The following is a 26,093-nucleotide window of genomic DNA, read 5'->3' as shown; positions in this document are numbered from 1 at the left end:
AGGGAGGTGAAAATATATGAGTATAGTTGTTCAATCAAATTCTAGTGGTAACGCCTCAATTGCAAACGGGACAACTTCCACTTCTGCTTCTAGCGGTTCTGCGGTGGTACTGCCCTTTGCACAAGCTCTTGTCCAAACTATGGGTGAGAATACGGCGCAGAAACCTGCCACTCCGGTACTTGGAAATCTTGCTTCTTTGCTCCAAGGTTTACTAAATGCGGTACAGCCGACTGGAAAAGAAAGTGGGGATTCGGTTCCTAAGAGTACTGATCTCGTAGCTAGTCTGAAAGAAGATATCGATAAGCTGGATGATAGTATCAGTGCAGACCCAGCCTTACTTGTTGCCTTACAAAGCTGGCTTCTTCAGGTATCTGCATTATTATCAGGAAGTAGTACTCCAAAGGCAGTGACGACAACTGGAGCAGAAGTCGGAAGTGAAGTCCCAACTGAAGCCGCTATTGAGACAGTTGGTAGTTTGTCGCCATTAGCACAGAGTCCTGCTACTATCCGGTTTGCCGTTCAGGATGATCTCAACAGTCTGGTTACCTTGGTTCAGCAAGCAGTTGTCAGTGGGGATACAGAAACGGCAACTAAAGGAATTAATTTATTGAATAATTTTACGGCACTGTTGGAGCAGGTACCTTCTACAGACAACAAAAATAAAGCAACAGCTTCCAGTATTGTAGTGAATTCTGGCGTAACCGTAGAACAGCCGGCTGTAACTGAGAACAAAGTAAGCACCAAAACAGCAGCTACGAATGTAGTGGTGAATTCTGGCGCAACTTTTGAACAGCCAACCGGAGCAGAGAACAAAGTGGATTCTAAAGACAACACAGTAAAAGCTCTTCCCACTTTGGTTAACCGTTTGGAAGATATCTTAGGGCTTAAGAAAGAGACAAGCGCAACTGCTGCAGCTTCTTCCTCGGCAACTGCTTCAGCTGCTACCGAGATTTCAAACATACCTTTGCTTAAAGTGATTGTAGCTGCTGGAGATGTCAAGAAGACTGATACAATTAAGGATACCTTGCCAGAGGCAATGGTGGTTTCCGAAGACCCAGAAGTTGTTACTGCGGGTCAATTATCCTTGCGTGGTGGAATTACAGCTCCACTGAAATCGGAGGTGCCTCCGGTACCGATTCATAGGTTTGTGCAGGAAATGACCGGACTTATTACTGGTAAATTGGAAATTGTCAACAAGGGTGGAATTGCTGAAGCTACGATCTCACTCTTCCCGGAGAATCTTGGACAAGTGGATGTTAAGATTACTATGCAGAACGGCAATCTGGTCGCTCAGTTCTTAACGCAAAATTCAACAACTAAAGATATGTTGGATCAGCAAATGACTCAGCTGCGGACAGCATTGCAGTCCCAGGGTTTGCAGGTTGAGAAATTGGAAGTGACACAGAACAATACACCATTGCAGTCCCAATTCGGTCAAGACGGACGCCAGCCTGGTTCTGGAGGACAGCAGTCAGACAGTCGTTCCAAAAAAAGCCGCGGAGATTCCGAAGATGCAATCCATGCCGCTGAGCTGAATAGTGAATGGAAAGAATGGACCGCAAACGCAGTGCAATCAGAACGGAATCAAGGTGGAACTTTTTCTGCTAAAGCTTAAATCTTGTATTTCATGAAAGTGAGGTGAATCAACATGACAACTAACCCTGTATCTACCAGTGACCAATGGAACTACTCGGCTGCTAATGCAGCTGCAGCAAGCAAAACTACTGGAAACTCTACTTTAGGCAAGGATCAATTCTTGAAAATTCTTATTACTCAGCTACAGAATCAGGACCCGATGCAACCGATGGAAGACAAAGAGTTTATCGCTCAGATGGCCCAGTTTTCATCCGTAGAGCAATTAATGAATATTTCAACCCAGTTAACTGCATTAAACCAATCACTTGGCTCAGTATCGGGACTTATTGGTAAGGCTGTCACCTGGAATGATGCAGAAACAAAATTGCCGAAGACGGGTAATGTTGAATCTATCGTTGTAAGTAGCGGTGTTCAATATGCGGTTGTAGGTAGTGAGAGAATTGCTTTAACCGATATTACTCAAATTCAGAATGCTGCAGCGGAAGTAGATACTATTACAGACAGTAATACTAATACTTCAGGAGACAGTGGGGAGAGCGGGGCGTAACTATGAGCGACCGGCTGACTATAGGTCAAATGTATCCTGTAAATGTTCATTCATCAGTTCTACAGCGTCCATCAGCAACTAAGAATGTTGTGACTCCGGAAGCTTCATTTGAAACTGTTTTGCAGCAAAAAATGCTGAAATTCAGCAATCATGCCGCGAAACGTCTGGAGCAAAGAGGGATAGAGCTCGGAAGTGGCGAGTTGGAACAGATTTCGTCCGCTGTGGACAAGGCTGCAGCCAAGGGCAGTAAAGAATCACTAATATTGATGAAAGACATGGCTCTAATCGTTAGTGTACAGAACCGTACGGTAGTTACAGCTATGGATGGCAGCTCGATGAAAGACAATGTTTTTACACAAATTGATAGTGCAGTAATCATATCGTAAACCGGCCGGTCCTAACGGAGAGCCGGGGTGACCGCCGACCGATTGACGCGGTCCCAGCTCTGAATCACTTATACAAATCCAAATAATTCACTTTAGGAGTCATAAGACTTCATAATCTGGGAGGACAACAAACATGTTAAGATCTATGTATTCAGGAGTTTCAGGAATGCGCGGTTTCCAAACAAAGTTGGATGTTATCGGTAACAATATTGCTAATGTTAATACGATTGGCTTCAAATCAGGACGTGTAATGTTTAAAGATATTATGAGTCAGACAGTATCTGGGGTTACAGCTCCCTCAGATGGCGCACAGGGTGGTGTGAACGCCAAGCAGATTGGGTTGGGCGTAAGTATAGGATCTATAGATACTTTGCATCTAGCTGGCAGTGCAATGACAACCAATAATCCGACTGACTTGCGGATTGACGGAGATGGATTTTTTTTGGTGAAGCTCTCAGAAGATCAAGAGGTACCTTTTCTCACCCGTGCAGGTGACTTCCATATGGATGCAAGCCGCAACCTTTTAACCGCTGATGGAATGCACGTACTGGACTCGGACAGTACACCCATCCAGTTAGGAGAAGAAGTAACAGCTTTTACTATCTCCAATGATGGTACGCTTGTCCAAACAATGGCTGATGGCACTACAGAACAAGGTGTCAAAATTGGAGTGGCCAAGATAACAAACCCCGAGGGTCTGGAGAAAATTGGCGGCAATCTCTATCGTATGACTTTGAATGCTAATACTGATGGTGAACTGGTTCCAACGACAGCGAACAACACAGAAACAGGTACTGGAGCAATTGTTGCTGGGCAACTGGAAATGTCCAATGTAGATCTTACGAATGAGTTTACAGAAATGATTGTATCTCAACGTGGTTTCCAAGCAAACTCACGTATAATTACAACGTCTGATGAAGTGCTGCAAGAAATTGTTAACCTGAAACGTTAATATAAAGAGCATTAGCGAGGGTTTATTAAATACATTTCGATTTTGGCAAAAGCTTTTGGTGAAGTCACGGGGGAGGGTCTCCTTCCCCTATTTTTGTTAGGAGGCCTGCTATGATTTCGGTAACAAGATTAAATGGTACACCGATGTGGCTTAACGCTCTGTTGGTAGAAATGGTTGAAGAAAGCCCCGATACATATATTACACTCGTCACGGGGAAACGATTGATCGTTCTTGAAAAAGCCGATGAAGTCATTACGAAGATCCGGGATTATAACAGGGACATAGGCACATATGCTGCCACCATCAAAGTCCAATCAATGGAGGAGCTTTCATGAAAAAGATGCTGCCGTGGCTCATCACAATTTTATTGGCGATTACACTTATCGCAGTAGCCGCATTTTTGTTAATGGATAAAATCTTCCCGAATAATGCAGATCCTGTAACTGCAGCAGTTGAGAAGGTGGAAGCCAAGAAATTAAGCGCCGACGAAATCGTTAAATTAACGTCAGAAATCATTGATATCAAAACTAATCTTGCTGACCCCGATTATATCGTTATGATAAACTTCGCATTTCAATTGGATACTGAAACCGCCAAAACGGAATTCGATAAAATTAAAGATATTAAGATCAAGCCGCTTATTATTAAGACGCTAGCTGACACTAAACCGACCGAGCTTAATGGGGCAAATGGCAAAGATCAAATTAGTAGCAAGCTTGTTAATCTAATTAATAAGACTTTGACTGAAGGCAAGCTGACTCAAATAGAAGTGACTAGCTTCATTTTGACTACGTTGTAGCTGCAGTCGTGATTATTCTCTGATGGGGGGGTGAATGAATTGGTTGATGTACTTTCACAAAACGAAATTGATGCTCTGCTTGCTGCGCTATCATCCGGTGAGATGGACGCTGATGAGCTAAAAAAAGAAGAAACACAGAAAAAGATCCGTTCTTATGACTTCAAACGGGCTGTACGCTTTTCTAAAGATCATATCCGCAGTCTTACGCGGATTCATGACAATTTTGCCCGCTATCTCACAACCTACTTTTCAGCTCAATTGCGGACTTTTGTGCAGATCAGTGTCGTTCAGGTAGAGCAACTCCCTTATGATGAGTTTATTCGCTCCATTCCGAAAATGACGATTTTGAATATTTTTGAAGCCGAACCTTTAGAAGGTCGAATGGTAATGGAGGTTCACCCTAATATTGCTTTCGCCATGCTGGATAGGCTATTAGGAGGTTTTGGAACGGCCCCCACAAAAATAACTAACTTAACTGAAATTGAAACAACAATTATGGAACGTATTTTTAGCAGGTGCTTTGAGAGTCTGCAGGAAGCTTGGAAGACGGTTCTGGATATTCAGCCACGAATGGAGGCACTGGAAACCAATCCACAGTTTATGCAGATTGTATCGCCGAATGAGACCATTGCGTTGATCTCCCTGAGTACCAAAATCGGAGATACGACGGGGATGATCAATCTTTGTATCCCCCATGTTGTTCTAGAACCAATAATGTCGAGGCTGTCCGTTCACCAGTGGTTTGTTACTGAGAAAAAAGTGCGAGACGAGGATGAACTGGCGGCTATCAAAGCTAGGGTACATAGAGCCCAGCTTCCAATTGTTGCTGAGCTAGGCGAATCGAAGATTTCAATTGCTGAATTTCTTGGACTCGCTGTTGGTGATGTAATTTCACTGAACAAGACCGTGGATTCCGGACTTTCAATTAAAGTAGGGAACAAGTTGAAGTTCATTGGGAGTCCAGGGATGATTAAAGATCGGGTGGCTGTGCAAATAGACGAGATTGTTAGTGAAGGAGTTGAAGAATTTGACGAGTAAAGATTATTTATCCCAAGAAGAAATCGACGCCCTTCTACGACAATCCGCAGAAGGCACGTTGGCTCCCGTGGAGAAGTCAGTGAACGACTTTTTAACACCTTTCGAACAGGATGCCTTGGGAGAAATAGGTAATATTACTTTCGGCAGCGCAGCAACTGCCCTTTCCACCTTGCTGGGGAAAAAGGTTGATATCACTACACCACAGGTATCTATTATTACACGCAACGAGTTCGAAGAAGCTTTCCCAAAACCACATGTTGCAGTACACGTTCAGTACGTAGATGGTTTTGAGGGCATTAATTCACTTGTTATCAAAATTAGGGATGCTCAAGTCATTGCGGATTTAATGCTTGGTGGTGAGGGAGATCCCAAGGACGAAGAGCTTAATGAGATTCATATCAGTGCCGTTCAGGAAGCGATGAATCAAATGATGGGTTCATCCGCAACCTCGATGTCGACTATTTTTAACAGGTTCGTTAATATCTCCCCTCCTGGAATCGATATACTCAATATGTCGAGTGGAGAAGGGGTAGGTAGCCTACCTGATGCTGAGACGTTAATTCGTATTTCATTTCGTCTCAAAATAGGAGATTTGATTGATTCGACAATTATGCAGCTTTTGCCAGTGAAGTTTGCAAAAGATATGGTGACGATGTTACTCGGCGATGTTAGTGCCGAGACACAAGAGGCAGCCGCCGCCTCTATGGAAGCAACTTCAAAGTCAGCACACTCTGCACCACCCGAAACGGCTCCGCCTGCACCTCCGGCGCAGCAGGAACCCTCTCAACCGACAGGAGGTATGCCTCCACAGTATCCACCACAGGGGATGCCCCCTTATCCGGGAATGCCAGAAGGTGGCTATTATTATCCTCCGGCAGGTATGCCTGCTTACGGAATGCCCGGAATGCCGCCATACGGAATGCCACCGCAAGGTATGCCATATGGTCAGGCTCCACCGCCAAATTCAATACCGAATCGCAACGTAAATGTACAGCCAGTGCAATTTGCTAACCTTACTGGTGGGGCTTTTGGCAATATTGATGAAAACAATTTAAATTTATTGATGGACATACCACTGAGAGTAACCGTAGAATTAGGTAGGACCCAGAAGCAGATCAAAGATATTTTAGAAATGTCCCAAGGCTCGATCATTGAGTTGGACAAGCTGGCTGGTGAGCCGGTGGACATTTTGGTTAACAACAAGCTTATTGCCAAAGGGGAAGTCGTAGTTATCGACGAGAACTTCGGAGTTCGCGTTACGGATATCGTCAGCCAGTGGGACCGAATTCAAAAATTACAATAAGCATATTTAGGGAGGATTTTGTAAAAATGGCTAACCGAATTCTAATCGTGGACGATGCAGCTTTTATGAGAATGATGATCCGAGACATTTTGTCGAAAAATGGATTTGAAGTAGTGGGTGAAGCTCAGGATGGTTCTCAGGCTATTGAGAAATTTAAGGAATTGCGTCCTGACTTGATCACGATGGATATTACAATGCCTGAGATGGACGGAATCGCCGCCCTGAAAGAAATTAAAAAAGTGGACGCTAACGCTAAAGTAATTATGTGTTCAGCCATGGGCCAGCAGGCTATGGTTATCGATGCTATTCAGGCGGGCGCTAAGGACTTTATTGTGAAGCCTTTCCAAGCTGACCGTGTAATTGAAGCTATCAACAAAACGCTAGGCGTGTAGTAAAAAAACATGTCATTGTTAGCCAATTCAGTACCGCTCGGTAGCGATAACGTCCTGCTGAATTTGTTTAAAGTTATTATTGTCCTTGCGGTAATTGTTGTACTTATAGTGTTGCTGATCCGGTTTCTAGGACGCCGGAATCAGACTTTTATGAGTAGCCGTTCCATTCGCACCCTTGGTGCGGTTGGACTTGGCCCTAATAAGTCGATGCAGGTTATTGAAATCGGCAGCAGCCTATATTTGATTGGGGTGGGTGAGAATATATCCATTCTGGATAAAGTTATCGATCCAACTGAGGTAGCATTGATCATATCGGCATTTGAAGATCCAGCCTCAGGTCAGAATAATATTCTTGCACCCCTTATTTCCAAGATCAAGCGTAAGCTGAGCGGGGAAATTCCATCTCAAGAAATCGAACTTAGTGAAACATCATCCTTTTATGAAACATTGCAATCCAAGCTTCGTACTGCGCCTGAACGCAAAGAGAAACTGGAAGAGCTATTTCGGGATGATGCCTCTAAGGATGAGTCGAGGGATTTATGAAAAAAAAGCTAATCCTTGCTTTTCTGCTACTCGGTATCTTAAGCGTACTTATGATTCGCCCGATACATGCTGATCCCATACCTAATATTAATATTCAAGTCGGCAATAATGATGGTTCAAGTGGTGGTACCAGTTCTATATCTATACTGCTTCTCACAACGGTCCTTAGTGTAGCGCCTGCTTTCTTAATGCTGATGACCAGCTTTACGCGGATAGTAATTGTACTAGGTTTTGTTAGAACATCGCTGGGGACTCAGCAGATGCCTCCGAATCAGGTGTTGGTGGGACTTGCTCTTTTTCTTACTTTGTTCATTATGTCACCAACTTTGGCTACCGTGAATGAAACGGCACTGCAGCCATATATAAAGGGTACAATAACGCAGACTGAAGCGCTTAATAAAGCCGCTGATCCGATGAAGGAATTCATGTTTAAGCAGACTAGTACCAAAGATTTATTGCTATTTATGAACTACACCAGCAAAACCAGTACCACGACAAAGCCGGCTAACTATAGTGAAATTCCACTAACGGTGATGGTGCCTGCTTTTGCTATCGGTGAAATGAAAAAAGCTTTTACAATGGGGTTCTTGATTTTTATTCCATTTCTCATTATTGATATTGTAGTAGCAAGTACTTTAATGGCTATGGGTATGATGATGTTGCCGCCAGTTATGATCTCATTACCGTTTAAAATTATGCTCTTTGTACTGGTAGACGGCTGGTACCTAGTCATTAAATCATTACTATTAAGTTTTAACCCCTGACGCAGAAGAGGAGGCATGAGGGATGAGTACGGAGTTTATTATTGGTCTAGCTGGCCAAGCCGTATATTTGGCACTTGAAGCCAGCGCTCCCATGCTAATTCTTGGTCTGGTAGTAGGACTGATAATCAGTATTTTTCAGGCTACTACACAAATTCAGGAGCAGACGCTAGCTTTTGTTCCTAAAATCGTTGCTGTAATGCTGGCATTATTGATTTTTGGACCATGGATCATCACGAAGATGATGGATTTTACCAGTCAGATTTTGGGCAATCTCTATATGTACATTGGGTAATATCAATATGGAGTCCATACTGCAAAGTTTACCCGTCTTCATGTTGATTTTTTGTCGAATTTCATCTTTTTTTGTTGTAATTCCCGTATTTTCGTCTCGAAGTATTCCCACAACATTCAAAATTGGACTTTCATTTTTTATATCATTAGTGATATTTAGTTCAATTGGGACAGGAGTCACGGTTCCTCAGGATCTTAGTTATATTTTGCTGATCGCCAGAGAGGTATTAATAGGATTACTACTCGGTTTTGTAGGTTATCTCATGTTTATGACGATACAGACGGCGGGCTCACTTATTGATATCCAGATTGGCTTTGGGATGGCAAATGTTATCGATCCTATGACGGGTGCATCTGCTCCAATTCTTGGTAACTTCAAGTATATGATCGCACTGCTGATGTTTCTAAGTATGAATGGACATCATTATCTGTTGGATGCAATTGTATATAGTTATAAGTGGATTCCGCTGAATAATGATTTGTTTCTCAAAATGATAGATGGAAGTTTGTCCGAGTTTCTGGTTCGAACTTTTGCACAGTCGTTTGTACTGGCGTTTCAAATGGCAGCTCCTTTAGTAACTGCGCTTTTTCTGACCGATGTGGGTCTTGCCTTTCTTGCTAGAACTGCTCCACAGTACAATGTATTCGTTATCGGGATTCCACTCAAAATTATTGTGGGTCTTGCGTTGTTACTTGTATTGATGCCAACTCTAGCCGTGCTATTCCAGAATCTCTTCGATATTATGTTCCAGTCCATGCATAATTTACTGACCATCATGGGGAATAAACCATAGGTGACTGTAAGGGGAGAATGTTGTGCCAATAACGAAGCGTTATAAACTGGATCTTCAACACTTCGCGGGTGAGAAGACGGAGAGAGCTACTGCGAAGAAGAGACAGGATGCACGTGAAAAGGGCCAAGTGGCCAAAAGTGCTGAGTTATCCGGTGCTACAGTGCTACTGACGGCAATAGTAAGCTTGATGATGTTTGGTGGCTTTATGAAAGAACGTTTTATGTCGTTGTTCACTGATGTTTTTCTGAATCGGCTACAGATGAAGCTTACTCCAGAAAATGTGACTGAACTTTTTAACCAGTATGGCATTCAAATATTGATCCTGCTTTCTCCGCTGCTAGGGCTTACATTTATTATGGCTATTGTGGCGAATATTGCTCAGGTAGGCTTTATGGCTACTGGTGAAGGGATAACCCCCAAGTTCAGCAAGATCAATCCGATCAAAGGTTTCAAAAATATATTTTCCACTCGCTCGTTCGTTGAGTTTTTGAAGTCAATATTTAAGCTTGTATTGATTGCTTATCTGGTTTATAGCACACTTTGGGGCCAGAGGAGTAGCTTTGCTTCTCTCTCTCATATTGGTACAGAGGAGATTTTCCATTTTGCCGCTAAGATGACTATGAGTCTGGGAATGAAAATCGCTGTTGTACTGATGATCATGGCCTTTATGGATTTTATGTATCAGAAGTATGAGCATGAAAAGAGTCTGAAGATGTCCAAGCAGGACATCAAGGATGAATACAAGAAAATGGAGGGTGATCCTCTAATTAAAGGCAAGATCAGGGAACGTCAACGCAGTATGGCCATGCAGCGGATGATGCAAGAGGTTCCAAAAGCGGATGTAATTATTACGAATCCAACACATTTTGCAGTTGCGCTGAAATATGATGGTTCCAAGATGGAAGCACCACAGATTATTGCCAAAGGTCAGGATTTTGTAGCACTCCGCATTCGGGAGCTAGCTAAAGAGCATGGCATTGTAACTATGGAAAACAAACCGCTGGCACGGGCATTGTTCCAACGAGCAGAAATTGGGGATGTAGTTCCCGCTGATCTGTTCCAGGCTGTAGCCGAAGTGTTGGCATATGTATATAAGCTAAAAGGTAAGAAAAGATAAGGCGGGGGAGGTCAAGGACATTGAAAGCTAAAGAACTAACAGTCTTACTAGGCATTATTGGTATCGTGCTTATGATGATTCTGCCAATCCCGTCCTGGCTTTTGGACGTTTTGCTGGTCGTTAATATTTCGATAGCGCTGACTATCATTTTGGTAGCCATGAATACCAAGGATCCTCTTCAGTTTTCAATCTTTCCTTCCCTGTTACTGATTACAACATTGTTTAGACTTTCGTTGAACATTTCAACAACAAAGCTCATTCTGACTTATGGAGAAGCGGGTTCGGTTGTCGCAACATTCGGAAGCTGGATTGCTGGTGGACAGATTGCTATTGGGTTTGTCGTGTTCCTGATTCTCGTTGTAGTACAGTTTATTGTTATTACTAAAGGTTCGGAACGCGTTGCCGAGGTTGGAGCAAGATTTACGCTGGATGCTATGCCTGGTAAGCAGATGAGTATTGATGCCGACCTTAATGCGGGAATGATTAATGAACAGCAGGCGCGGGAGCGTAGACAAAGCGTCGAGCGTGAAGCAGATTTCTTCGGAGCCATGGACGGTGCGAGTAAGTTTGTTAAAGGGGATGCTATCGCGAGTATCATTATCCTCTTTATAAACTTGATTGGCGGATTTATTATCGGTATGGTTGTTCACGGTATGCCTTTTGGAGAAGCGTTATCCACATATTCTTTATTAACAATCGGAGATGGCTTGGTCAGTCAGATTCCGGCTCTACTTATTTCGACCGCAGCCGGCCTGATTGTAACGCGGGCTTCTTCGGATGGGAATTTGGCTGAAGATTTAACAAGACAATTGTTATCTTATCCGAAGTTACTATATATTGTTTCCATTACCATTGCTTTTCTGGGTCTTTTTACCCCAATACATATCATCACTACGCTTCCACTGGCAGCTTTATTGGCCTTTGCAGCCTATACGATGGGACAGAATTTAAATCGCAAGCAGATTGCTGAAGAACAACTCGTTGAGGAAAAACAGATCGAAGAAGTACGCAGTCCAGAAAGTGTTATCAACCTGCTATCTGTTGATCCCATCGAATTTGAATTTGGTTATGGACTTATTCCTTTGGCCGATACGGGTCAGGGCGGTGATTTACTGGATAGAATCATCATGATTCGACGGCAATGTGCACTTGAAATGGGACTTGTAGTGCCCGTTATTCGCATTCGCGACAATATTCAACTAAAACCGAATGAATATGTCATCAAAATTAAAGGAAATAACGTTGGTGGTGGTGAATTATTACTAAATCACTATCTTGCTATGAGTCCTGGGTATGACGATGATTCTATCAATGGTATAGAAACAGTTGAGCCTTCCTTTGGACTTCCTGCACTTTGGATTGACGAATCTGTTAAAGAGCGGGCAGAGTTATCCGGATATACCGTTGTAGATCCGCCTTCAGTTGTTGCTACGCATTTAACGGAGCTTATCAAGCGACACGGGCACGAGTTGCTTGGCCGTCAGGAGACCAAAATGCTGGTCGACAATCTGCGGGAAAACTATCCTGTGTTGGTAGACGAGTTGATTCCCGCGGTACTAGCCATTGGCGATGTGCAAAAAGTGCTTGCAAAACTGCTTCGTGAGAAAATTTCCATTCGAGATTTAGTCACCATCTTCGAAACGTTGGCTGATTATGGAACTTACACCAAAGATCCTGATATTCTAACTGAGTATGTTCGCCAATCTTTGTCCAGACAGATTACTCAGCAGTTCTCGCAGGCTGGGGAGACGTTGCGTGTAATTACTGTAGGACCGACACTGGAGAAGAAAATTACCGAAAGCGTACAACAATCGGAGCAGGGAAGTTATCTTGCACTTGATCCAGTGTCAACTCAAACGGTCTACCAGCGGCTTACCGAACAGATTAACCGGCTTCTGCAGTCGGGACATCAGCCTATTGTTCTGACTTCACCGACCATCCGTATGTATTTACGGCAAGTCATTGAACGAACCATGCAGGATATTCCGGTGCTGTCCTACAGTGAGCTAGAACCAAATATTGAAATTCAAAGCGTTGGAGTGGTGAATTTATGAGAGTGAAGCGTTACGTGGTCGACACGATGCCGGACGCCATGCATTCCATTCGCAGCGAGCTTGGAAGCGATGCCGTCATTTTAAGTACGAAAGAGATCAAAATTGGTGGTTTTATGGGTCTGTTCACAAAGAAGAAAATAGAGGTAGTAGCTGCTGTTGAAAAAGAGCAAAAGGCTATTGTTCCTGAAAAGCGCCCAACTCCTTCACTCAGCGTACCGCGTAGTGCAGTGCCGCAGGCCTACCAAAAAGCCTCAGCCAATGCTCTTGCATTCGCAGATAAGCCTGCGGAGAATCGCACATTTGCTGAGATTGCAGCAGCATTATCTGAAGCTGTGGGGATTCAAAGTTCAGTTGCTGTACTATCAGAGCCTACTTTGGAAGAAACCCATGCAACGGCATCTAATTTGCAGCAATCTGCACCGAGTAAGGAATCATTGGCATTTACTCAAGCGCTGCATGAATCGCTAGGATTGGAACCAGTACCTGCTGTCGCCACAGGGCCAGAAAATGATGTTCTCCGAGAGATTAGGGATATGAAGCAGTGGATGGAACGGATTGCTCGACACTCATCAGTGACAAGGGATCTGCCATCGAGGCTGGAGCAATTGCGAGATCGTTTAATTGAACAGGAAACGGACACTGTGCTTGTTGAGGAGTGGGTCGAAACAGTCGTTGAACGCTGGAATGAGGATGGGCGTACATGGATTCCAGAACAATTTGATGAATGTCTGAGGGAGCAATTGGACAAATTCTTGTCGAATAGGATCGGCTATGGTATTGCGTCGGATACACGGATCGTCTATATTGCAGGTCCTACTGGTGTTGGCAAGACAACGACGATAGCAAAACTGGCGGCTGAGCAGCTATTCCGTCAGGGGCGCAAAGTGGGTCTTATCACTTCTGATACCTATCGTATATCAGCAGTGGAGCAATTACGGACTTACGCAGCCATTTTGAATATACCCTTGGAGGTAGTGCAGTCGCCTGGAGATTTGCAGAGAGCGTTGTTCCGTCTCGAGAGTTGTGACCTTGTGCTAATGGATACTGCAGGACGCAACTACCGTAATGAGATGCTCGTTGCAGAATTACAGAGCCTGCTTGCCAAGGAACTCAAAAGCGAAACGTTCCTGGTGCTAAGCTTAACCTCTAAGAGCCGAGATATGAAAATGATTGCTGAACATTTCGGCAGATATCAGCTTGATAAAGTCATATTTACTAAGCTTGATGAAACGGGTAGTTATGGTCCGCTTTTCAATGTTCTGAATGATTACCCTTTGGCATTGTCGTATGTGACTAACGGGCAGAATGTTCCTGACGATCTGCTGATGGTTTCTAAGGAGCAGCTGTGCGACTTGCTGCTGGGAACAGGGGGGCCATAATGGATCAAGCACAATCCTTAAGACGGCTTGTATCAAGTCAGGACCCCAAACATATTGCTGGTGGTGAATCCACTGCCCGCATCATTACTGTCTGTAGTGGTAAAGGTGGTGTCGGTAAGTCTAATTTCACTCTAAACTTTGCTTTGGCACTGAAAGCGATGGGTAGAAGGGTATTATTATTCGATGCAGATATTGGCATGGCTAACATAGATGTGTTGATGGGAGTAACCGCCAAGTATAACCTGTATCATTTGTTGAAAAGAGAAGCGGATATTGGACAGATCATTCAGTTGGGGCCGAACGCACTCCCTTTTATTGCTGGGGGGTCAGGCATGGATGAGTTATTCTCACTCTCTGAATCTGACCTTAATTATTTCACTGCACAAATCGCTCAAATCGCGGACACTATGGATTTCATTTTGTTCGATACAGGAGCGGGACTATCCAAAGAAACAATGAAATTCATTACCTCAGCTGACGATTGTCTTGTCGTGACAACGCCTGAACCCACGGCAATAACAGATGCCTACGCTCTGATGAAGGTCGTGAATAATTCTAATCCTGGACTTTCCTTTAGGCTGATTGTTAATCAAGCCGTTGATGAGAGGGAGGCGGTAGTAACCAGTGACAAAATTCGGATGGCTGCCAGTCGATTTTTACAATTAGATGTTCCTTTTCTGGGTTATATAAGCAGTGATGTGCATGTTGTGCAGTCGGTCAAACGGCAAGTTCCATTCTCAATCGCCTTTCCGAACAGTGCTGCAGCAAAAGATATACAGCGACTCGCACTTAGTTACCTAGCAAGTGGTAATATAGAAGTATCAAAGGTGCAAGGTATTAAGGGTTTTATTAGCAAATGGTTAAAGCGAAGCAAATAATTGTTCTGAATTTAAGAACAGAGGTGGAAATGATATGAAGCCATATAAAGTTTTGGTTGTTGATGATTCTGCCTTTATGCGCAAGATTATATCTGATTTAATAGAAAATGATGCTGACTTTCAGGTAACGGCTACAGCTGCAAATGGTCGTGAGGCTATTGAAAAGGTGAATGAACTCCGTCCGGATTTGGTTACTATGGATGTAGAAATGCCGGAAATGAACGGCCTGGAAGCGCTGAAAATAATAATGGCCTCTCATCCGTTGCCAGTAATCATGGTTTCGGGTATCAATGAAGAGGGCATGAAGGAAACCATACTTGCACTTGAATGGGGAGCTTTCGATTTTATTCGCAAGCCTTCAATTTCAAATTCCCAAGATATTATGGCTGTGGGAGAATCCTTAAAAGAACAAATGAGAGAAGCTATGTTGGCCCGTCAGCAGCGTGAGGCGCGGGCAGCGGCTATCAAAGCTCCGGAGATCAAGCCTTCGGACATTGTATTGCCGTCAATACCAGTCCTAAAACCATCATTGGAAGAATCCAAGAGTAGCCTGAATGTTCCAAAGAAAGCTGCTGACAAACCGCTTAAAGATGCTAAACCTTCTCCAGAAATAGAAGCGGCAAGACGATTGAAGGAAAAGCTACCAGCAGACAACAATGTCACCCAAAAAGTAGCCAAGCCTTTACCTTCTCCATCGAAGCCATCCGAGAAGTTCCTAAATCGCTCTAAAGCGGATAATCATCCAGTTCCACCCATCTCACGGTTGGTGCCTGAACCCATTTTTGAAGCTTATTCTGAGCCTCCTGCGGCTGTTACAGACCGGAAGTCTGGTGTCAAAGGTCTTCGTAAGTTAGTTGCTGTAGGCTGTTCAACAGGAGGACCGCGTGCTCTAAAGGCACTGTTGGAGAATATTCCTGCCGATTTCCCAGCGCCAATTGTTATTGTGCAGCATATGCCGCCCAATTTCACCAAATCGTTAGCGCAGCGTCTGAATACCTTCAGTCCACTTGAAGTGACAGAAGCAGAGCAGGGGATGACATTGCGTCAAGGAGTTGCTTACATTGCCCCCGGTGGTTACCATATGAAGGTTGTTCCAATTCCCGGCGGGCAATATGCAGTTACACTTACAAAGGAAGAAATGAGGAATGGCCATCGGCCTTCGGTGGACGTGCTATTCGAATCAGTGCTTTCCCTTACCTCTTTGGAACGTCATGCAGTGTTGATGACCGGTATGGGGAGTGATGGCGCAAAAATGATGAAGTCCCTTTACGATTCTGGTGTTACATCGACTTTTGCTGAAAGTGAAGAAACCTGTGTTGTCTACGGGATGCCGCGATCGGCAGTCGAATTACAATGTGTTAAATACGTCCTGCCGTTGCAAGAAATTGCTCCAAGGCTGGTGCAAGCCGTTAAATAACGGAAAAGCGAACTCGAAGGGGAGGTGCTCACAATGGACATGAACCAATACTTATCCATGTTTATTGATGAGTCAAATGATCATCTACAGTCTTTAAACGAGAGTATGATGGGACTAGAAGCAAATCCTGATGATCTTAGTATTGTACAGGTGATATTCCGCTCTGCACATACGTTAAAGGGCATGGCTGCCACAATGGGCTTTGAGGATTTGGCTTCACTCACACATCAAATGGAAAATGTGCTTGATCTGGTTCGCAATAATAAACTGCGGATGCAGGATTTCATCTTTGACACATTATTCAAAAGTATTGATGCTTTAGAATCTATGGTTGAGGATATTATGGGAGGCGGAGATGGCAAAGCTGATGTGTCGGCAATTGTAACTTCCCTTCAAGCAATTGTTCGGGGTGAGATTCCTAACGCGGGAGGAACTGTGGCTGAAGTCTCGAAGCCTGTAGCTAAAGCATCAGACGCTCCAGTTTTTCTGGATGAGTTCCAATTCTCAGTGCTGGAACAGTCCATGCAAGAAGGCCATAATGTAATATATGTGGAGGTAACGATTCGCAAGGATTGTCAACTTAAAGCGGTACGCGCATATATGGTATTTGATCTCTTGGAACGTTCAGGTGAAGTAATTAAATCCTTCCCTTCGGTACAGGACATAGAGCAAGAGAAATTCGACCAAAGTTTCTCACTCTATTACATAACTCAAAAGGGCGCAAGCGAAATACAGGCTATGATTCTGAACTTGTCGGAGATCGAGAAAGTAACGTCTGTAGGACTTGATCAAGAATCATTACGACAGTTAGGGCAAGATTCGGTTGCTGCAACTGCGGAAGTACTCACTACTGCTCCAGTAATTTCATCAGTCTCAGATTCTTCTGCAGGCTCGTCGAATATGTCGGCAGCTAGAGAAGAAGGAGGGAAAGCAGCACCAGCCAAAACTGGCGGAGCACCTTCTCGGACGATTCGTGTAGATATCGAACGTCTTGATGTGCTGATGAATCTATTTAGTGAATTGTTGATCGACCGTGTCCGATTGGAACAGCTTGCTTCAGAAGTACAGAATGGTGATCTGACCGAAACCGTTGAGCACATGAGCCGGGTCAGTGGGGATTTGCAGAATATTGTAATGAAGCTGCGGATGGTTCCAGTAGATACTGTATTCAATCGCTTTCCACGTATGGTGCGGGATCTCGCTAAGTCGCTGGATAAGAAAATAGATTTAGTAGTCACTGGTGCCGAAACAGAACTAGATCGGACAGTTATTGATGAGATCGGTGATCCGTTAGTGCATCTACTGCGTAATGCCGTTGATCATGGTATTGAATCCGTGTCTGATCGGATTGCTGCCGGTAAACCAGAGATGGGTACGATCAATCTGCGGGCTTTTCATAGTGGTAACCATGTCTTTATTGAAATTGAGGAAGATGGGGCTGGAATAGATTCGCAAAAAGTATTGAAGTCAGCTGTGAAAAAAGGCGTCATTACACAAGAGCAAGCGGCGACTATGAATGATGAAGAAGCACACCAGATGCTCTTTGCGGCAGGTTTTAGTACCGCAGAAGTGATTTCCGATGTCTCTGGACGTGGGGTAGGGTTGGATGTAGTGAAGTCGAAGATTTCTTCGCTTGGGGGAAATGTAACGATATATTCCACCTTAGGTAAAGGCACCAACTTCTCTGTACAGTTACCACTTACTCTATCTATCATCGCTGCCATGCTCATTCGGCTTGGTTCTGAGAAATATGCAATTCCATTGTCTTCTATTGTAGAAACGGGGATTGTGAAAAAAGCTCAAATTCGTACCATACACGGAAATAAAATGCTTGAGTTCCGCAATAAGAATATTCCACTTCTTTCATTAAGTCGCATTTTCTCAGTTCCTGATTATGACGAGAGCGACGAAGAGGAAACCGAAATTGTTGTGGTTCGCAAGGGAGAACGTTTAGTTGCCATGGCAGTCCAAGATTTTATCGGGCAGAACGAAATCGTTATTAAGAATCTCGGAAAATATTTGCCGGACATTCAAGGAATATCAGGTGCTACAATTCTTGGTGACGGGCAAGTTGCACTTATTATCGATCCAAATGCTTTTATTAAATAACTAGGATAGAACAGGGAGGTTCATTCCATGGCTGAAGATATTAAAGTGATCGTATTCAAATTGGGATCAGAGGAATATGGTATTGAAGTAGAAAAGGTACAAACCATTGAGCGTATGATGCCGATTACCCGCGTACCCAAAACCTATTCTTTTATCAAAGGTGTTATTAATTTGCGCGGCGTAGTTATTCCTGTTATTGATTTGCGGGGGCGTTTTGGCATTGAAGAGGGTGAACACACGGATCAGACCCGTGTAATTATTGTATCCGTAAATGATATGGAAGTTGGCTTCATCGTTGACTCTGCAAATGATGTTATAGATTTAAACAGGGACTCTATTGACACACCTCCGGACGTTGTAGGCGGAATCAAAGCTAAGTATCTGGACGGGGTTGCCAAAATCGGAGAAGAACGTCTACTCATCATGCTTAACTTGTCTGAGGTGCTTAACAAGGGCGAAATCGTTCATTTAGAAAGTCTTGAGGGCTAGCCTGTGGAATTATTCAAGCACTTCAAGGATTTTAAAATGGATGTGCTCAAGGAAATCGGTAATATCGGAGCGGGTAATGCAGCCACTGCATTATCCCAACTCTTGAACAAACCGATTGATATGGCGGTTCCAAAAGTACAATTGCTGAGTTTTGAAGAGATTACCGATAAAGTTGGCGGAGCAGAAGAACTTGTATATGCTATATTCTTACGTGTTGAAGGTGAAGCACCAGGCAATCTATTCTTTATTCTTACACCTGATGCAGCAAGGAGCTTACTTAGTCGAGTTGCAGGTCTCGAAATGTCAGACAATGAAGAACTTACCGAGATGGAACTGTCTGCATTAAGTGAAATAGGTAATATTCTAGCAGGTTCCTATCTCACTTCTCTTGCAGACTTCACCTCGCTGTCTATGTATCCTACAGTGCCAGCACTGGCGATGGACATGGCGGGGGCAATTCTGAGTTATGGTTTACTGCAATTCGGTCAAATGGGAGATAATGCCTTGTTGATTGACACCACCTTTCTAGAAGGAAAAAATGAAATTGAAGGGCAGTTCTTCCTGATTCCCGATCCAGAATCATTCCCGAAAATCTTCAAATCTCTTGGAGTCCCGTTTGAAGATGATTGAAGAACAGAGCATTATTAAAGTAGGGATGGCTGATCTTAACGTGGGGAGCCAAGAGAGTTTAATCCGCACCACTGGCCTTGGTTCCTGCGTAGGGTTGACGTTGTTCGATCCCGGGAAAAAACTTGCGGGGATGGCGCATGTTATGCTGCCATCGTCCGATATTGCCCGTGAAGGACAACTTAACATAGCAAAGTTTGCAGATACGGCAGTGCCGGAGCTCTTATCCCGTCTGTTGGAACTTGGAGCGGTCCGGAGTCGGATTGTGGCTAAGATGGCAGGAGGCTCACAAATGTTTGCCTTTGCCGGGGGGAGTGATACCATGAGGATCGGGCCTCGAAATGTGGAATCTTGTAAACTTGCGCTCGAGTTATTAAGAATTCCGTTAATCGCGGAAGACACAGGCGGCAATTATGGCCGTACGATTGAAATCGCCTGCAACACCGGAGTTTTATATATCCGTAGTGTGCAAAAGGGCGCTAAGGAATTATAATTATGATTGGAAACATTTTGATAAACCTTATCTTTGGATTGATAGGTTTCATTTTTACTTTATTGGTCAATTTAGGGAATAATTTACTGATGACCAGCTTTATTCGGAGTATTATGGGATTTATCATTTGGTTTGTGCTTGCTTTCCTCTTGAGATGGGTATTAGGTTCTATTGTTCAACAAAACTTGCCTCCCATAGCCTCCGATTTTAACCATGAGGTCGGTGATGAGGAGCTTGGTTCTCAATTGGATATTAGTACTCCTAATGAGGATGAGGAATTAATAAACCTTCTTAAACCGCAGCCGGGACTAGGAAGCGGAAAGAGTGAAGGATTCACACCACTGCAGCCACCGAAACTGGTGTCGCTGAAAGATCCTGAAGAATTGGCCAAGGCCGTTCGTCACCTGAAAGAAGAATAAGCGAGTGCTGCGGTGGAACCGGTCATCCTATAGCAAGGAACGCTTCACCGCGAAAAAGCGCGTTGACTAAACTTTGGGAAGGGTGAAAGCCATTGAGCGAGCGTAAAGTTTCTCAATTGGAAACTGACGGGTTATGGGAACAGTGGAAAGAACACGGTGATCCTGAAGCCAAAAAAAAGTTGATTGAGAGTTATCTTCATATTGTAGATTATGTATCTAGTCGTTTGGCTGTGGGTTTGCCCAAAAATGTATCCAAAGATGATTTGTCAAGCAATGGTATTATGGGACTGATAGATGCGATCGAGAAATTCGACTACAAAAGAGGCCTGCAGTTTCAGACATACGCCTCTTGGCGGGTACGTGGAGCAATTTTGGATTCTTTGCGCCAAAGTGACTGGGTCCCTAGATCAGTACGCGAAAAAGCGAGAAAAATTGAGGATGCTTATCAGCAATTGGAACAGAAATATTTAAGATCAGTCAGTGACGAGGAAATGAGCCAGTATCTGGATATTAGCGAACTTGAATTTCAAAATATGCTGCAGGATGTGGCGGTTATGACACTCTGCTCACTGGAAGATCCCATTCGTGAAGAAGAATCGGAAACCCGGATGTCCATACTGGTGGACGATAAAGCTAAGAATCCGGACCGTAAGGTAAATGAGTTCTATTTACGTGAAATGCTCACCAAAGGAATTGAGAAATTAACGGTGAAAGAACGGACCGTTGTGTCCCTTTTATATTATGAGGATTTATCTTTAAGCGAGATCGCTGAGGTTATGTCTCTATCCCCCTCACGTATTTCGCAGCTTCATTCCAAGGCTATTTTGCGGCTGAGAGGAACGCTTGAAAAAAACCGCGATCTTCTCATGCAAAACGATTAACCGGCGGCGGTGACAAGGGGGAGCATAGAATGATCGGTCAGTACGCTTTGAATCAATATTTAAGCATTACGTTTTCGGAGGATAAAGAGATCGCTTATCTTCAATTCTCCAAAAAAGATGAAAATTTTTCCTGCTCAGTTGAAGATCTTGAAGGCTTCCTGCACAGTCACAATATTAAATTTGGTATCCAGCACGATATAGTTAAACGCCTTAGTGAACATCCAGAAGAATATTTCTTTAATAGAGTACCTATTGCTATTGGTGAATCCGCTGTAAAAGGTGAAGATGGACAGGTTATGCTTACTGTTGATCTGGAAGTGGACCGCAAACCACTTGAAAAAGCTGATGGTAAGGTGGATTACAAGGATTTAATTCGGCTGCATAATGTCCGTAAAGGCCAGTTGATTGCCAAAATCATTCCTCCACTGCCTGGGAAGGTTGGTAAGACAGTTACGGGTGAGGAACTTACGTTCAAGGCAGGAAAAGAAGCCTACTTCAAAATCGGTAAGAACGTGCTGATCGACAAAGACGAAATCGCAATGTATGCAGCCATTGATGGTCTTGTAACACTCACGGATAAAGGCAAGATTAATGTATTCCCTGTATATGAGGTTAACGGCGATGTTGATTACAACACAGGCAATATTGATTTTGTTGGTACGGTTGTTATCCGAGGGAATGTGCTTTCTGGATTCAGCGTGAAGTCTGTTGGTGATATCCGCGTAATTGGTGGAGTGGAAGGTGCCGAGTTAATATCTGGTGGTTCCATCGAGATTACTGGAGGAATTATAGGTTACAACAAAGGTCATGTAAGCGCTGGGAAAAATGTAAAGGTCTCGTTCATTCAGGATGGAAATGTGAATGCTGGAGAAGATGTTATCGTATCCCAAAGCATCATGCATTCTAATATACGGGCAGGCAGAGATGTCATTTGCAGTGGCGCCAAGGGATTAATTGTGGGTGGTACTGTTCAGGCTGGAGAAAAAGTTGTCGCACGAACTATCGGGAACTCGATGTCAACAGCAACTGCGATTGAGGTTGGTGTTGTTCCTGAATTAAGAAACGAGATTAATGAGCTGCGACAAGAGCTGCGGCAGTTGCTGGATAATGAAGATAAAACTACTAAAGCATTATATCTATTGAGTCAATTAGCGAATAACGGGCAGCTCTCACCTGATAAAGTAGCACTACGTATTAAACTTAACGCTACCAAACAATCACACCAGCGTGAGGAGAAAAGAATCAAAGAACGAGTGCTGGAGATTGAAAAAATGCTTGAAGATACAGGCAGAGCTAGAGTGGAAGTCATTAAGACGATATATGGCGGTTCCAAAATAGTAATTGGCAGATATACCAGATTTGTCAAGGATGCTACGGAACGTGTTGTGTTTACCTATAACGAAGGTGATATTTCTATATCACCTTACATTTAAAGCTACTTTTAAATGAGTTTTAGCCGGTTATTACTTGTGAGAAGAGGGTTAATATGAGCCTGAGACCTGTAGAATTGCAAGTTGCTATCCCCCGAACAACCGATGCCGGAAAAATCCAGAATGAGTTGCAGCATCGTCCAGCCTTAGATCAGCAGCATTTGGCAGGGCAAAATGTGAAGCACAGCTTGGAAATGAGTCAGCGAAATACCGAAGTAGATGATACTTCTGAAACTGCCTTGCGGGATGATGGTCAACGGGGAAAACATTCAGGAAACAACTCTTCTTCAGAAAAACGTCATAATTCAGACGCTGAACATGATGCGGAACATCCCTACAAGGGACACCGTATCGATTTGAGTCTTTAAGCTTCAGCTTATATTCCGTATATAGAAGGAGATAAGGTACTTGCAACCATGGGTATATATTGTGCTGGTGGGCGCCGTTGCTATCGTTTACGCCCTGATACTGCCGGCGCGTGCACGGCAAGGAAAAACAGAGAAACAAGGTCTGAAAGAGATAGAAACTGCTCTTGAACTGTATATGGCAGATATTGAGCGTGAGAACAATGAATTGGTACAATTGATTGGCAGTCTCAAACAGCAGTCTCAAAGTAATCAGACATCCTTGCAAGAGCAGCTAAATGAGCTTCGGGGTCAATTCACTGAACTGCAGAAGAGTTCACATCAGCTTGAGGCGCGAATGGCTGCGGAAGAGAAAGGTCTGCTTCAGCTAGCCGTTTCGTATGGAAATAGTTCTTCAACAGCTGCAGCAACAGCGGAAAGCTCAGTTCCGCGAAATGATTCGCATCTGGAACAGGCTAAAGAAAAATCTAAACCAGTCAGTTCTATTAAACTGCGCTATCCACGCTTGTTTGAATTGCATGAGCAGGGGAAGTCCATAGATTCCATTGCCAAGACGGCAGGACTCCAACGGGGTGAAGTACAATTAATCCTGCAGCTTGCCAAACAGGAGGAAGCACTATGATTAAGAATCGCTCCTTCATGCTTGGTATGGGTTCAGGACTTATTGCAGGCGCACTGCTGCTTCAGTTGGTAATATCAAGTGGCGCTGCCCCACTTACGAAGGATCAGGTTGTAAAAGGCGCGGCAAAACTCGATTTAAAAGTAACTGATGAAACGGCTAAACTACTCACCGCTGAGGAGTGGAAAGCGAATTCGGAGGCGACTCTAGCCACGCCTGCTCCTTCAGAGCCCGCTGTCGCTGTTTCTCCATCTCCGGCAGTATCACCAGTCACTGCTGGGGAACCTAGTGCTGCTACGGCTCCTAAAGAGCCTGTGACGCCCTCTCAACCTGCTGAAGTAGAAATGCAGCAGCCGAAGGTAACAGCCCCCTCTTCGGCAAATACGGTTTCTCCTGCTCCACCGAAGATATCAGTAAGCGGAACCATTTCCGTAAGAATTCCAAATGGGACCACATTAACTGAGACCGCAAATCTATTAGCTGAAGCTGGAGTCATTCAGGATAAAAGTATTTTTCTACAGGCTGCCAATGAGCGTAAAGTTAATAAAATTATACAGTATGGAACCTACAGCTTTGCTGATAATGAGAGTATAAGCAACATTATAGATATGCTCGTAACCGTGAAGTAGCTAAAGGCATTCTGATTTTTTGTTGCATACGTGAAATTATTATGGTATAGTAATTGACGGTGTTATAACACACGCCGGTTGATTTCGACAAGAGGTGCTTTCTTCTGAAGAAAGTCTTGCTGAAAGATGACACGCGGCGGAGGAGACACACAATAAACCAAAACTAGGAGGTGTGTGAAGATGGCAGTAATCTCCATGAAGCAGCTTCTCGAAGCTGGGGTACACTTCGGTCATCAGACTCGACGTTGGAATCCGAAAATGGATCGTTATATCTTCACTGAAAGAAACGGAATTTACATTATTGACCTGCAAAAAACGGTCAAGAAGGTAGAAGAAGCTTACAACTTTGTGAAAAGTATTGCTGGTGACGGCGGTACAATCCTATTCGTAGGAACAAAGAAACAAGCACAGGATTCCGTTAAAGAAGAAGCTGAACGTTCAGGTATGTTCTTCATTAACCAACGTTGGTTGGGTGGTACACTGACTAACTTCCAGACTATTCAGAAGCGTATTGATCGCCTGAAGAAATTGGAAGCTTGGGAAGAAGACGGTACCTTTGCAGTTCTACCTAAGAAAGAAGTTATCATTCTCCGCAAAGAGAAAGATCGTCTTGAAAAATTCTTGGGCGGTATCAAGAACATGAAAGGATTGCCAAGCGCGCTGTTCATTATTGACCCGCGTAAAGAGCGTATCGCTGTTGCGGAAGCTCGCAAACTGGGAATTCCTATCGTTGCTATTGTTGATACTAACTGTGATCCTGACGAAATCGACTATGTTATTCCGGGCAACGACGACGCCATTCGCGCCGTGAAATTGTTGACTGGTAAGATGGCTGATGCTGTTGTAGAAGCTCACCAGGGCGAAGAAACAACTACAGCTTAAGTAGCAACACAACTTAAACAAGAACATAAATGAAAAGGGTGGTTGGCAGGTGGATAACCTCTCACTGCCCTTTTTTTAAAATAATAGAAAGAATATGCTTCAGCTATTCTTTCTATTATTTTCGAGTAACGAAACATCAATAATGAAATCAAACGACAATTAATCTGGAGGGAATAAACAATGGCAGTAGACGCAAAAGCAGTAAAAGAACTTCGTGAAAGAACAGGCGCGGGTATGCTTGATTGTAAACATGCACTGGAAGAAGCTAATAACGATATTACTAAAGCCGCTGAATTGCTTCGTGAAAAAGGATTATCCGCAGCTGCAAGCAAAGCAGGACGTATTGCAACTGAAGGTGTTGTTCAATCGTACATCCACGCTGGCGGTAAAATTGGCGTACTCGTAGAAATTAACTGCGAAACTGACTTCGTAGGTAAAACAGATCAATTTAAAGACTTTGCCCGCGACATTGCTATGCAAATCGCAGCTGCAAATCCTCGCTATGTTCGTCGTGAAGAAGTACCGCAATCAGAAGTAGACAAAGAGAAAGAAATTTTGACTGCTCAAGCCCTGAACGAAGGCAAGCCTGAGAAAATTGTGGCGAAAATGGTAGAAGGAAGAATCAGCAAGTTCTATGAAGAATATTGTTTGCTTGAGCAAACTTTCGTAAAAGACCCTGACAAAACGATCTCCCAATTGTTGAATGAAAAAGTCAGCACTATTGGTGAGAACATCTCCATCCGTCGTTTTGTTCGTTATGAGCTGGGCGAAGGTTTGGAAAAGAAAGTTGACAACTTTGTCGAAGAAGTAATGGCACAAGTTAATAAATAAGTAAATAAATGTTCGAAGTTTTGAAGAACAGAATATAGGCAAGCATCAGAAGAGCGGAACACGTACAAG

The 26,093-nt window shown here is 43.7% G+C and carries 30 protein-coding genes; all 30 read left to right on the top strand.

The genetic code is table 11. The annotated features are described in order from the left end of the window. The first annotated feature begins 16 nt into the window (after nt 1-16). The 30 genes from GJB61_RS17855 (at nt 17) to tsf (ending at nt 26,024) form a co-directional block, all read left to right on the top strand. The gene (locus GJB61_RS17855) at nt 17-1,615 is read left to right on the top strand and encodes a flagellar hook-length control protein FliK (protein WP_154120320.1); all 1,599 of its coding nucleotides are present in this window, start codon (nt 17-19) and stop codon (nt 1,613-1,615) included. Nucleotides 1,616-1,642: 27 nt separating this feature from the next. Then, nucleotides 1,643-2,143 (top strand): flagellar hook assembly protein FlgD, encoded by a 501-nt coding sequence (gene flgD / locus GJB61_RS17850; protein ID WP_338115924.1) that lies wholly within the window; start codon nt 1,643-1,645, stop codon nt 2,141-2,143. Nucleotides 2,144-2,145: 2 nt separating this feature from the next. Next, the gene (locus tag GJB61_RS17845; RefSeq protein ID WP_154120316.1) at nt 2,146-2,529 is read left to right on the top strand and encodes a TIGR02530 family flagellar biosynthesis protein; all 384 of its coding nucleotides are present in this window, start codon (nt 2,146-2,148) and stop codon (nt 2,527-2,529) included. A 133-nt stretch (nt 2,530-2,662) separates the two neighbouring features. Beyond that, nucleotides 2,663-3,481, top strand: a complete 819-nt coding sequence (flgG, locus tag GJB61_RS17840) for a flagellar basal body rod protein FlgG (RefSeq protein ID WP_154120314.1) — start codon at nt 2,663-2,665, stop codon at nt 3,479-3,481. Nucleotides 3,482-3,591: 110 nt separating this feature from the next. After that, entirely contained in the window at nt 3,592-3,816 is a 225-nt protein-coding gene (locus GJB61_RS17835; RefSeq protein ID WP_154120312.1) for a flagellar FlbD family protein, read from the top strand. Then, nucleotides 3,813-4,280, top strand: a complete 468-nt coding sequence (locus GJB61_RS17830; protein ID WP_154120310.1) for a flagellar basal body-associated FliL family protein — start codon at nt 3,813-3,815, stop codon at nt 4,278-4,280. The genes GJB61_RS17835 and GJB61_RS17830 overlap by 4 nt, the downstream gene beginning before the upstream one ends. 39 nt (nt 4,281-4,319) lie before the next feature. Next, complete coding sequence (gene fliM / locus GJB61_RS17825; protein WP_154120308.1) at nt 4,320-5,318, top strand: flagellar motor switch protein FliM; 999 nt, start codon at nt 4,320-4,322, stop codon at nt 5,316-5,318. After that, complete coding sequence (gene fliY / locus GJB61_RS17820) at nt 5,308-6,621, top strand: flagellar motor switch phosphatase FliY (protein ID WP_154120306.1); 1,314 nt, start codon at nt 5,308-5,310, stop codon at nt 6,619-6,621. Before fliM ends, fliY begins: the two co-directional genes overlap by 11 nt. Before the next feature lie 26 nt (nt 6,622-6,647). After that, nucleotides 6,648-7,013, top strand: coding sequence for a response regulator (locus GJB61_RS17815; RefSeq protein WP_019910416.1), 366 nt, complete (start codon nt 6,648-6,650; stop codon nt 7,011-7,013). A 9-nt stretch (nt 7,014-7,022) separates the two neighbouring features. Then, nucleotides 7,023-7,556 (top strand): flagellar biosynthetic protein FliO, encoded by a 534-nt coding sequence (locus tag GJB61_RS17810; RefSeq protein WP_154120304.1) that lies wholly within the window; start codon nt 7,023-7,025, stop codon nt 7,554-7,556. After that, nucleotides 7,553-8,320 (top strand): flagellar type III secretion system pore protein FliP, encoded by a 768-nt coding sequence (gene fliP, locus GJB61_RS17805; RefSeq protein ID WP_154120302.1) that lies wholly within the window; start codon nt 7,553-7,555, stop codon nt 8,318-8,320. The genes GJB61_RS17810 and fliP overlap by 4 nt, the downstream gene beginning before the upstream one ends. Nucleotides 8,321-8,342: 22 nt before the next feature. Next, nucleotides 8,343-8,612, top strand: coding sequence for a flagellar biosynthesis protein FliQ (fliQ, locus tag GJB61_RS17800; protein WP_154120301.1), 270 nt, complete (start codon nt 8,343-8,345; stop codon nt 8,610-8,612). A gap of 7 nt (nt 8,613-8,619) precedes the next feature. Continuing rightward, nucleotides 8,620-9,405, top strand: coding sequence for a flagellar biosynthetic protein FliR (gene fliR / locus GJB61_RS17795; RefSeq protein WP_154120299.1), 786 nt, complete (start codon nt 8,620-8,622; stop codon nt 9,403-9,405). Nucleotides 9,406-9,433: 28 nt separating this feature from the next. Next, nucleotides 9,434-10,522, top strand: coding sequence for a flagellar biosynthesis protein FlhB (flhB, locus tag GJB61_RS17790; protein ID WP_338115923.1), 1,089 nt, complete (start codon nt 9,434-9,436; stop codon nt 10,520-10,522). Between the two features lie 20 nt (nt 10,523-10,542). Then, a complete protein-coding gene (gene flhA / locus GJB61_RS17785) occupies nt 10,543-12,576 on the top strand; it encodes a flagellar biosynthesis protein FlhA (protein ID WP_154120297.1) in 2,034 nt (677 codons plus the stop codon). Continuing rightward, nucleotides 12,573-13,955, top strand: a complete 1,383-nt coding sequence (flhF, locus tag GJB61_RS17780; protein WP_154120295.1) for a flagellar biosynthesis GTPase FlhF — start codon at nt 12,573-12,575, stop codon at nt 13,953-13,955. The genes flhA and flhF overlap by 4 nt, the downstream gene beginning before the upstream one ends. Next, nucleotides 13,952-14,833 carry a MinD/ParA family protein gene (locus GJB61_RS17775; protein WP_338115922.1) on the top strand — a complete coding sequence of 294 codons (882 nt, stop codon included), beginning with the start codon at nt 13,952-13,954 and terminating at the stop codon, nt 14,831-14,833. Before flhF ends, GJB61_RS17775 begins: the two co-directional genes overlap by 4 nt. A 34-nt stretch (nt 14,834-14,867) precedes the next feature. Next, complete coding sequence (locus GJB61_RS17770) at nt 14,868-16,250, top strand: protein-glutamate methylesterase/protein-glutamine glutaminase (protein ID WP_154120291.1); 1,383 nt, start codon at nt 14,868-14,870, stop codon at nt 16,248-16,250. 33 nt (nt 16,251-16,283) lie between these two features. Continuing rightward, nucleotides 16,284-18,359 (top strand): chemotaxis protein CheA, encoded by a 2,076-nt coding sequence (locus GJB61_RS17765; RefSeq protein WP_154120289.1) that lies wholly within the window; start codon nt 16,284-16,286, stop codon nt 18,357-18,359. 27 nt (nt 18,360-18,386) lie between these two features. Further along, nucleotides 18,387-18,848: a chemotaxis protein CheW gene (locus GJB61_RS17760; protein ID WP_154120288.1), complete on the top strand. Its 462-nt coding sequence runs from the start codon at nt 18,387-18,389 to the stop codon at nt 18,846-18,848. Nucleotides 18,849-18,884: 36 nt separating this feature from the next. Continuing rightward, nucleotides 18,885-19,478, top strand: coding sequence for a chemotaxis protein CheC (locus tag GJB61_RS17755; RefSeq protein WP_154120401.1), 594 nt, complete (start codon nt 18,885-18,887; stop codon nt 19,476-19,478). After that, entirely contained in the window at nt 19,471-19,968 is a 498-nt protein-coding gene (locus GJB61_RS17750) for a chemotaxis protein CheD (RefSeq protein ID WP_154120286.1), read from the top strand. Before GJB61_RS17755 ends, GJB61_RS17750 begins: the two co-directional genes overlap by 8 nt. 2 nt (nt 19,969-19,970) lie before the next feature. Then, nucleotides 19,971-20,387, top strand: a complete 417-nt coding sequence (locus GJB61_RS17745) for a hypothetical protein (RefSeq protein WP_154120284.1) — start codon at nt 19,971-19,973, stop codon at nt 20,385-20,387. Nucleotides 20,388-20,479: 92 nt separating this feature from the next. Next, the gene (locus tag GJB61_RS17740) at nt 20,480-21,268 is read left to right on the top strand and encodes a FliA/WhiG family RNA polymerase sigma factor (RefSeq protein ID WP_154120282.1); all 789 of its coding nucleotides are present in this window, start codon (nt 20,480-20,482) and stop codon (nt 21,266-21,268) included. A 29-nt stretch (nt 21,269-21,297) separates the two neighbouring features. Beyond that, nucleotides 21,298-22,701, top strand: a complete 1,404-nt coding sequence (locus GJB61_RS17735; RefSeq protein ID WP_154120280.1) for a DUF342 domain-containing protein — start codon at nt 21,298-21,300, stop codon at nt 22,699-22,701. Between the two features lie 53 nt (nt 22,702-22,754). Continuing rightward, nucleotides 22,755-23,066 carry a hypothetical protein gene (locus tag GJB61_RS17730; RefSeq protein WP_154120278.1) on the top strand — a complete coding sequence of 104 codons (312 nt, stop codon included), beginning with the start codon at nt 22,755-22,757 and terminating at the stop codon, nt 23,064-23,066. A 40-nt stretch (nt 23,067-23,106) separates the two neighbouring features. Further along, nucleotides 23,107-23,685, top strand: a complete 579-nt coding sequence (locus GJB61_RS17725; protein ID WP_154120276.1) for a DUF6115 domain-containing protein — start codon at nt 23,107-23,109, stop codon at nt 23,683-23,685. Further along, nucleotides 23,682-24,311 (top strand): endolytic transglycosylase MltG, encoded by a 630-nt coding sequence (locus tag GJB61_RS17720; RefSeq protein ID WP_154120274.1) that lies wholly within the window; start codon nt 23,682-23,684, stop codon nt 24,309-24,311. The genes GJB61_RS17725 and GJB61_RS17720 overlap by 4 nt, the downstream gene beginning before the upstream one ends. A 180-nt stretch (nt 24,312-24,491) precedes the next feature. Next, the gene (gene rpsB / locus GJB61_RS17715; protein ID WP_154120273.1) at nt 24,492-25,193 is read left to right on the top strand and encodes a 30S ribosomal protein S2; all 702 of its coding nucleotides are present in this window, start codon (nt 24,492-24,494) and stop codon (nt 25,191-25,193) included. Between the two features lie 180 nt (nt 25,194-25,373). Further along, nucleotides 25,374-26,024 (top strand): translation elongation factor Ts, encoded by a 651-nt coding sequence (gene tsf / locus GJB61_RS17710; RefSeq protein ID WP_154120271.1) that lies wholly within the window; start codon nt 25,374-25,376, stop codon nt 26,022-26,024. Nucleotides 26,025-26,093 lie beyond the last annotated feature (69 nt).

It is taken from the genome of Paenibacillus monticola (assembly GCF_009664975.1).
In the GTDB taxonomy this organism is placed as follows: domain Bacteria; phylum Bacillota; class Bacilli; order Paenibacillales; family Paenibacillaceae; genus Paenibacillus_AQ; species Paenibacillus_AQ monticola.
Note: the sequence above shows the minus strand (reverse complement) of the source record. Positions and strands in the feature narration are given on the sequence as shown.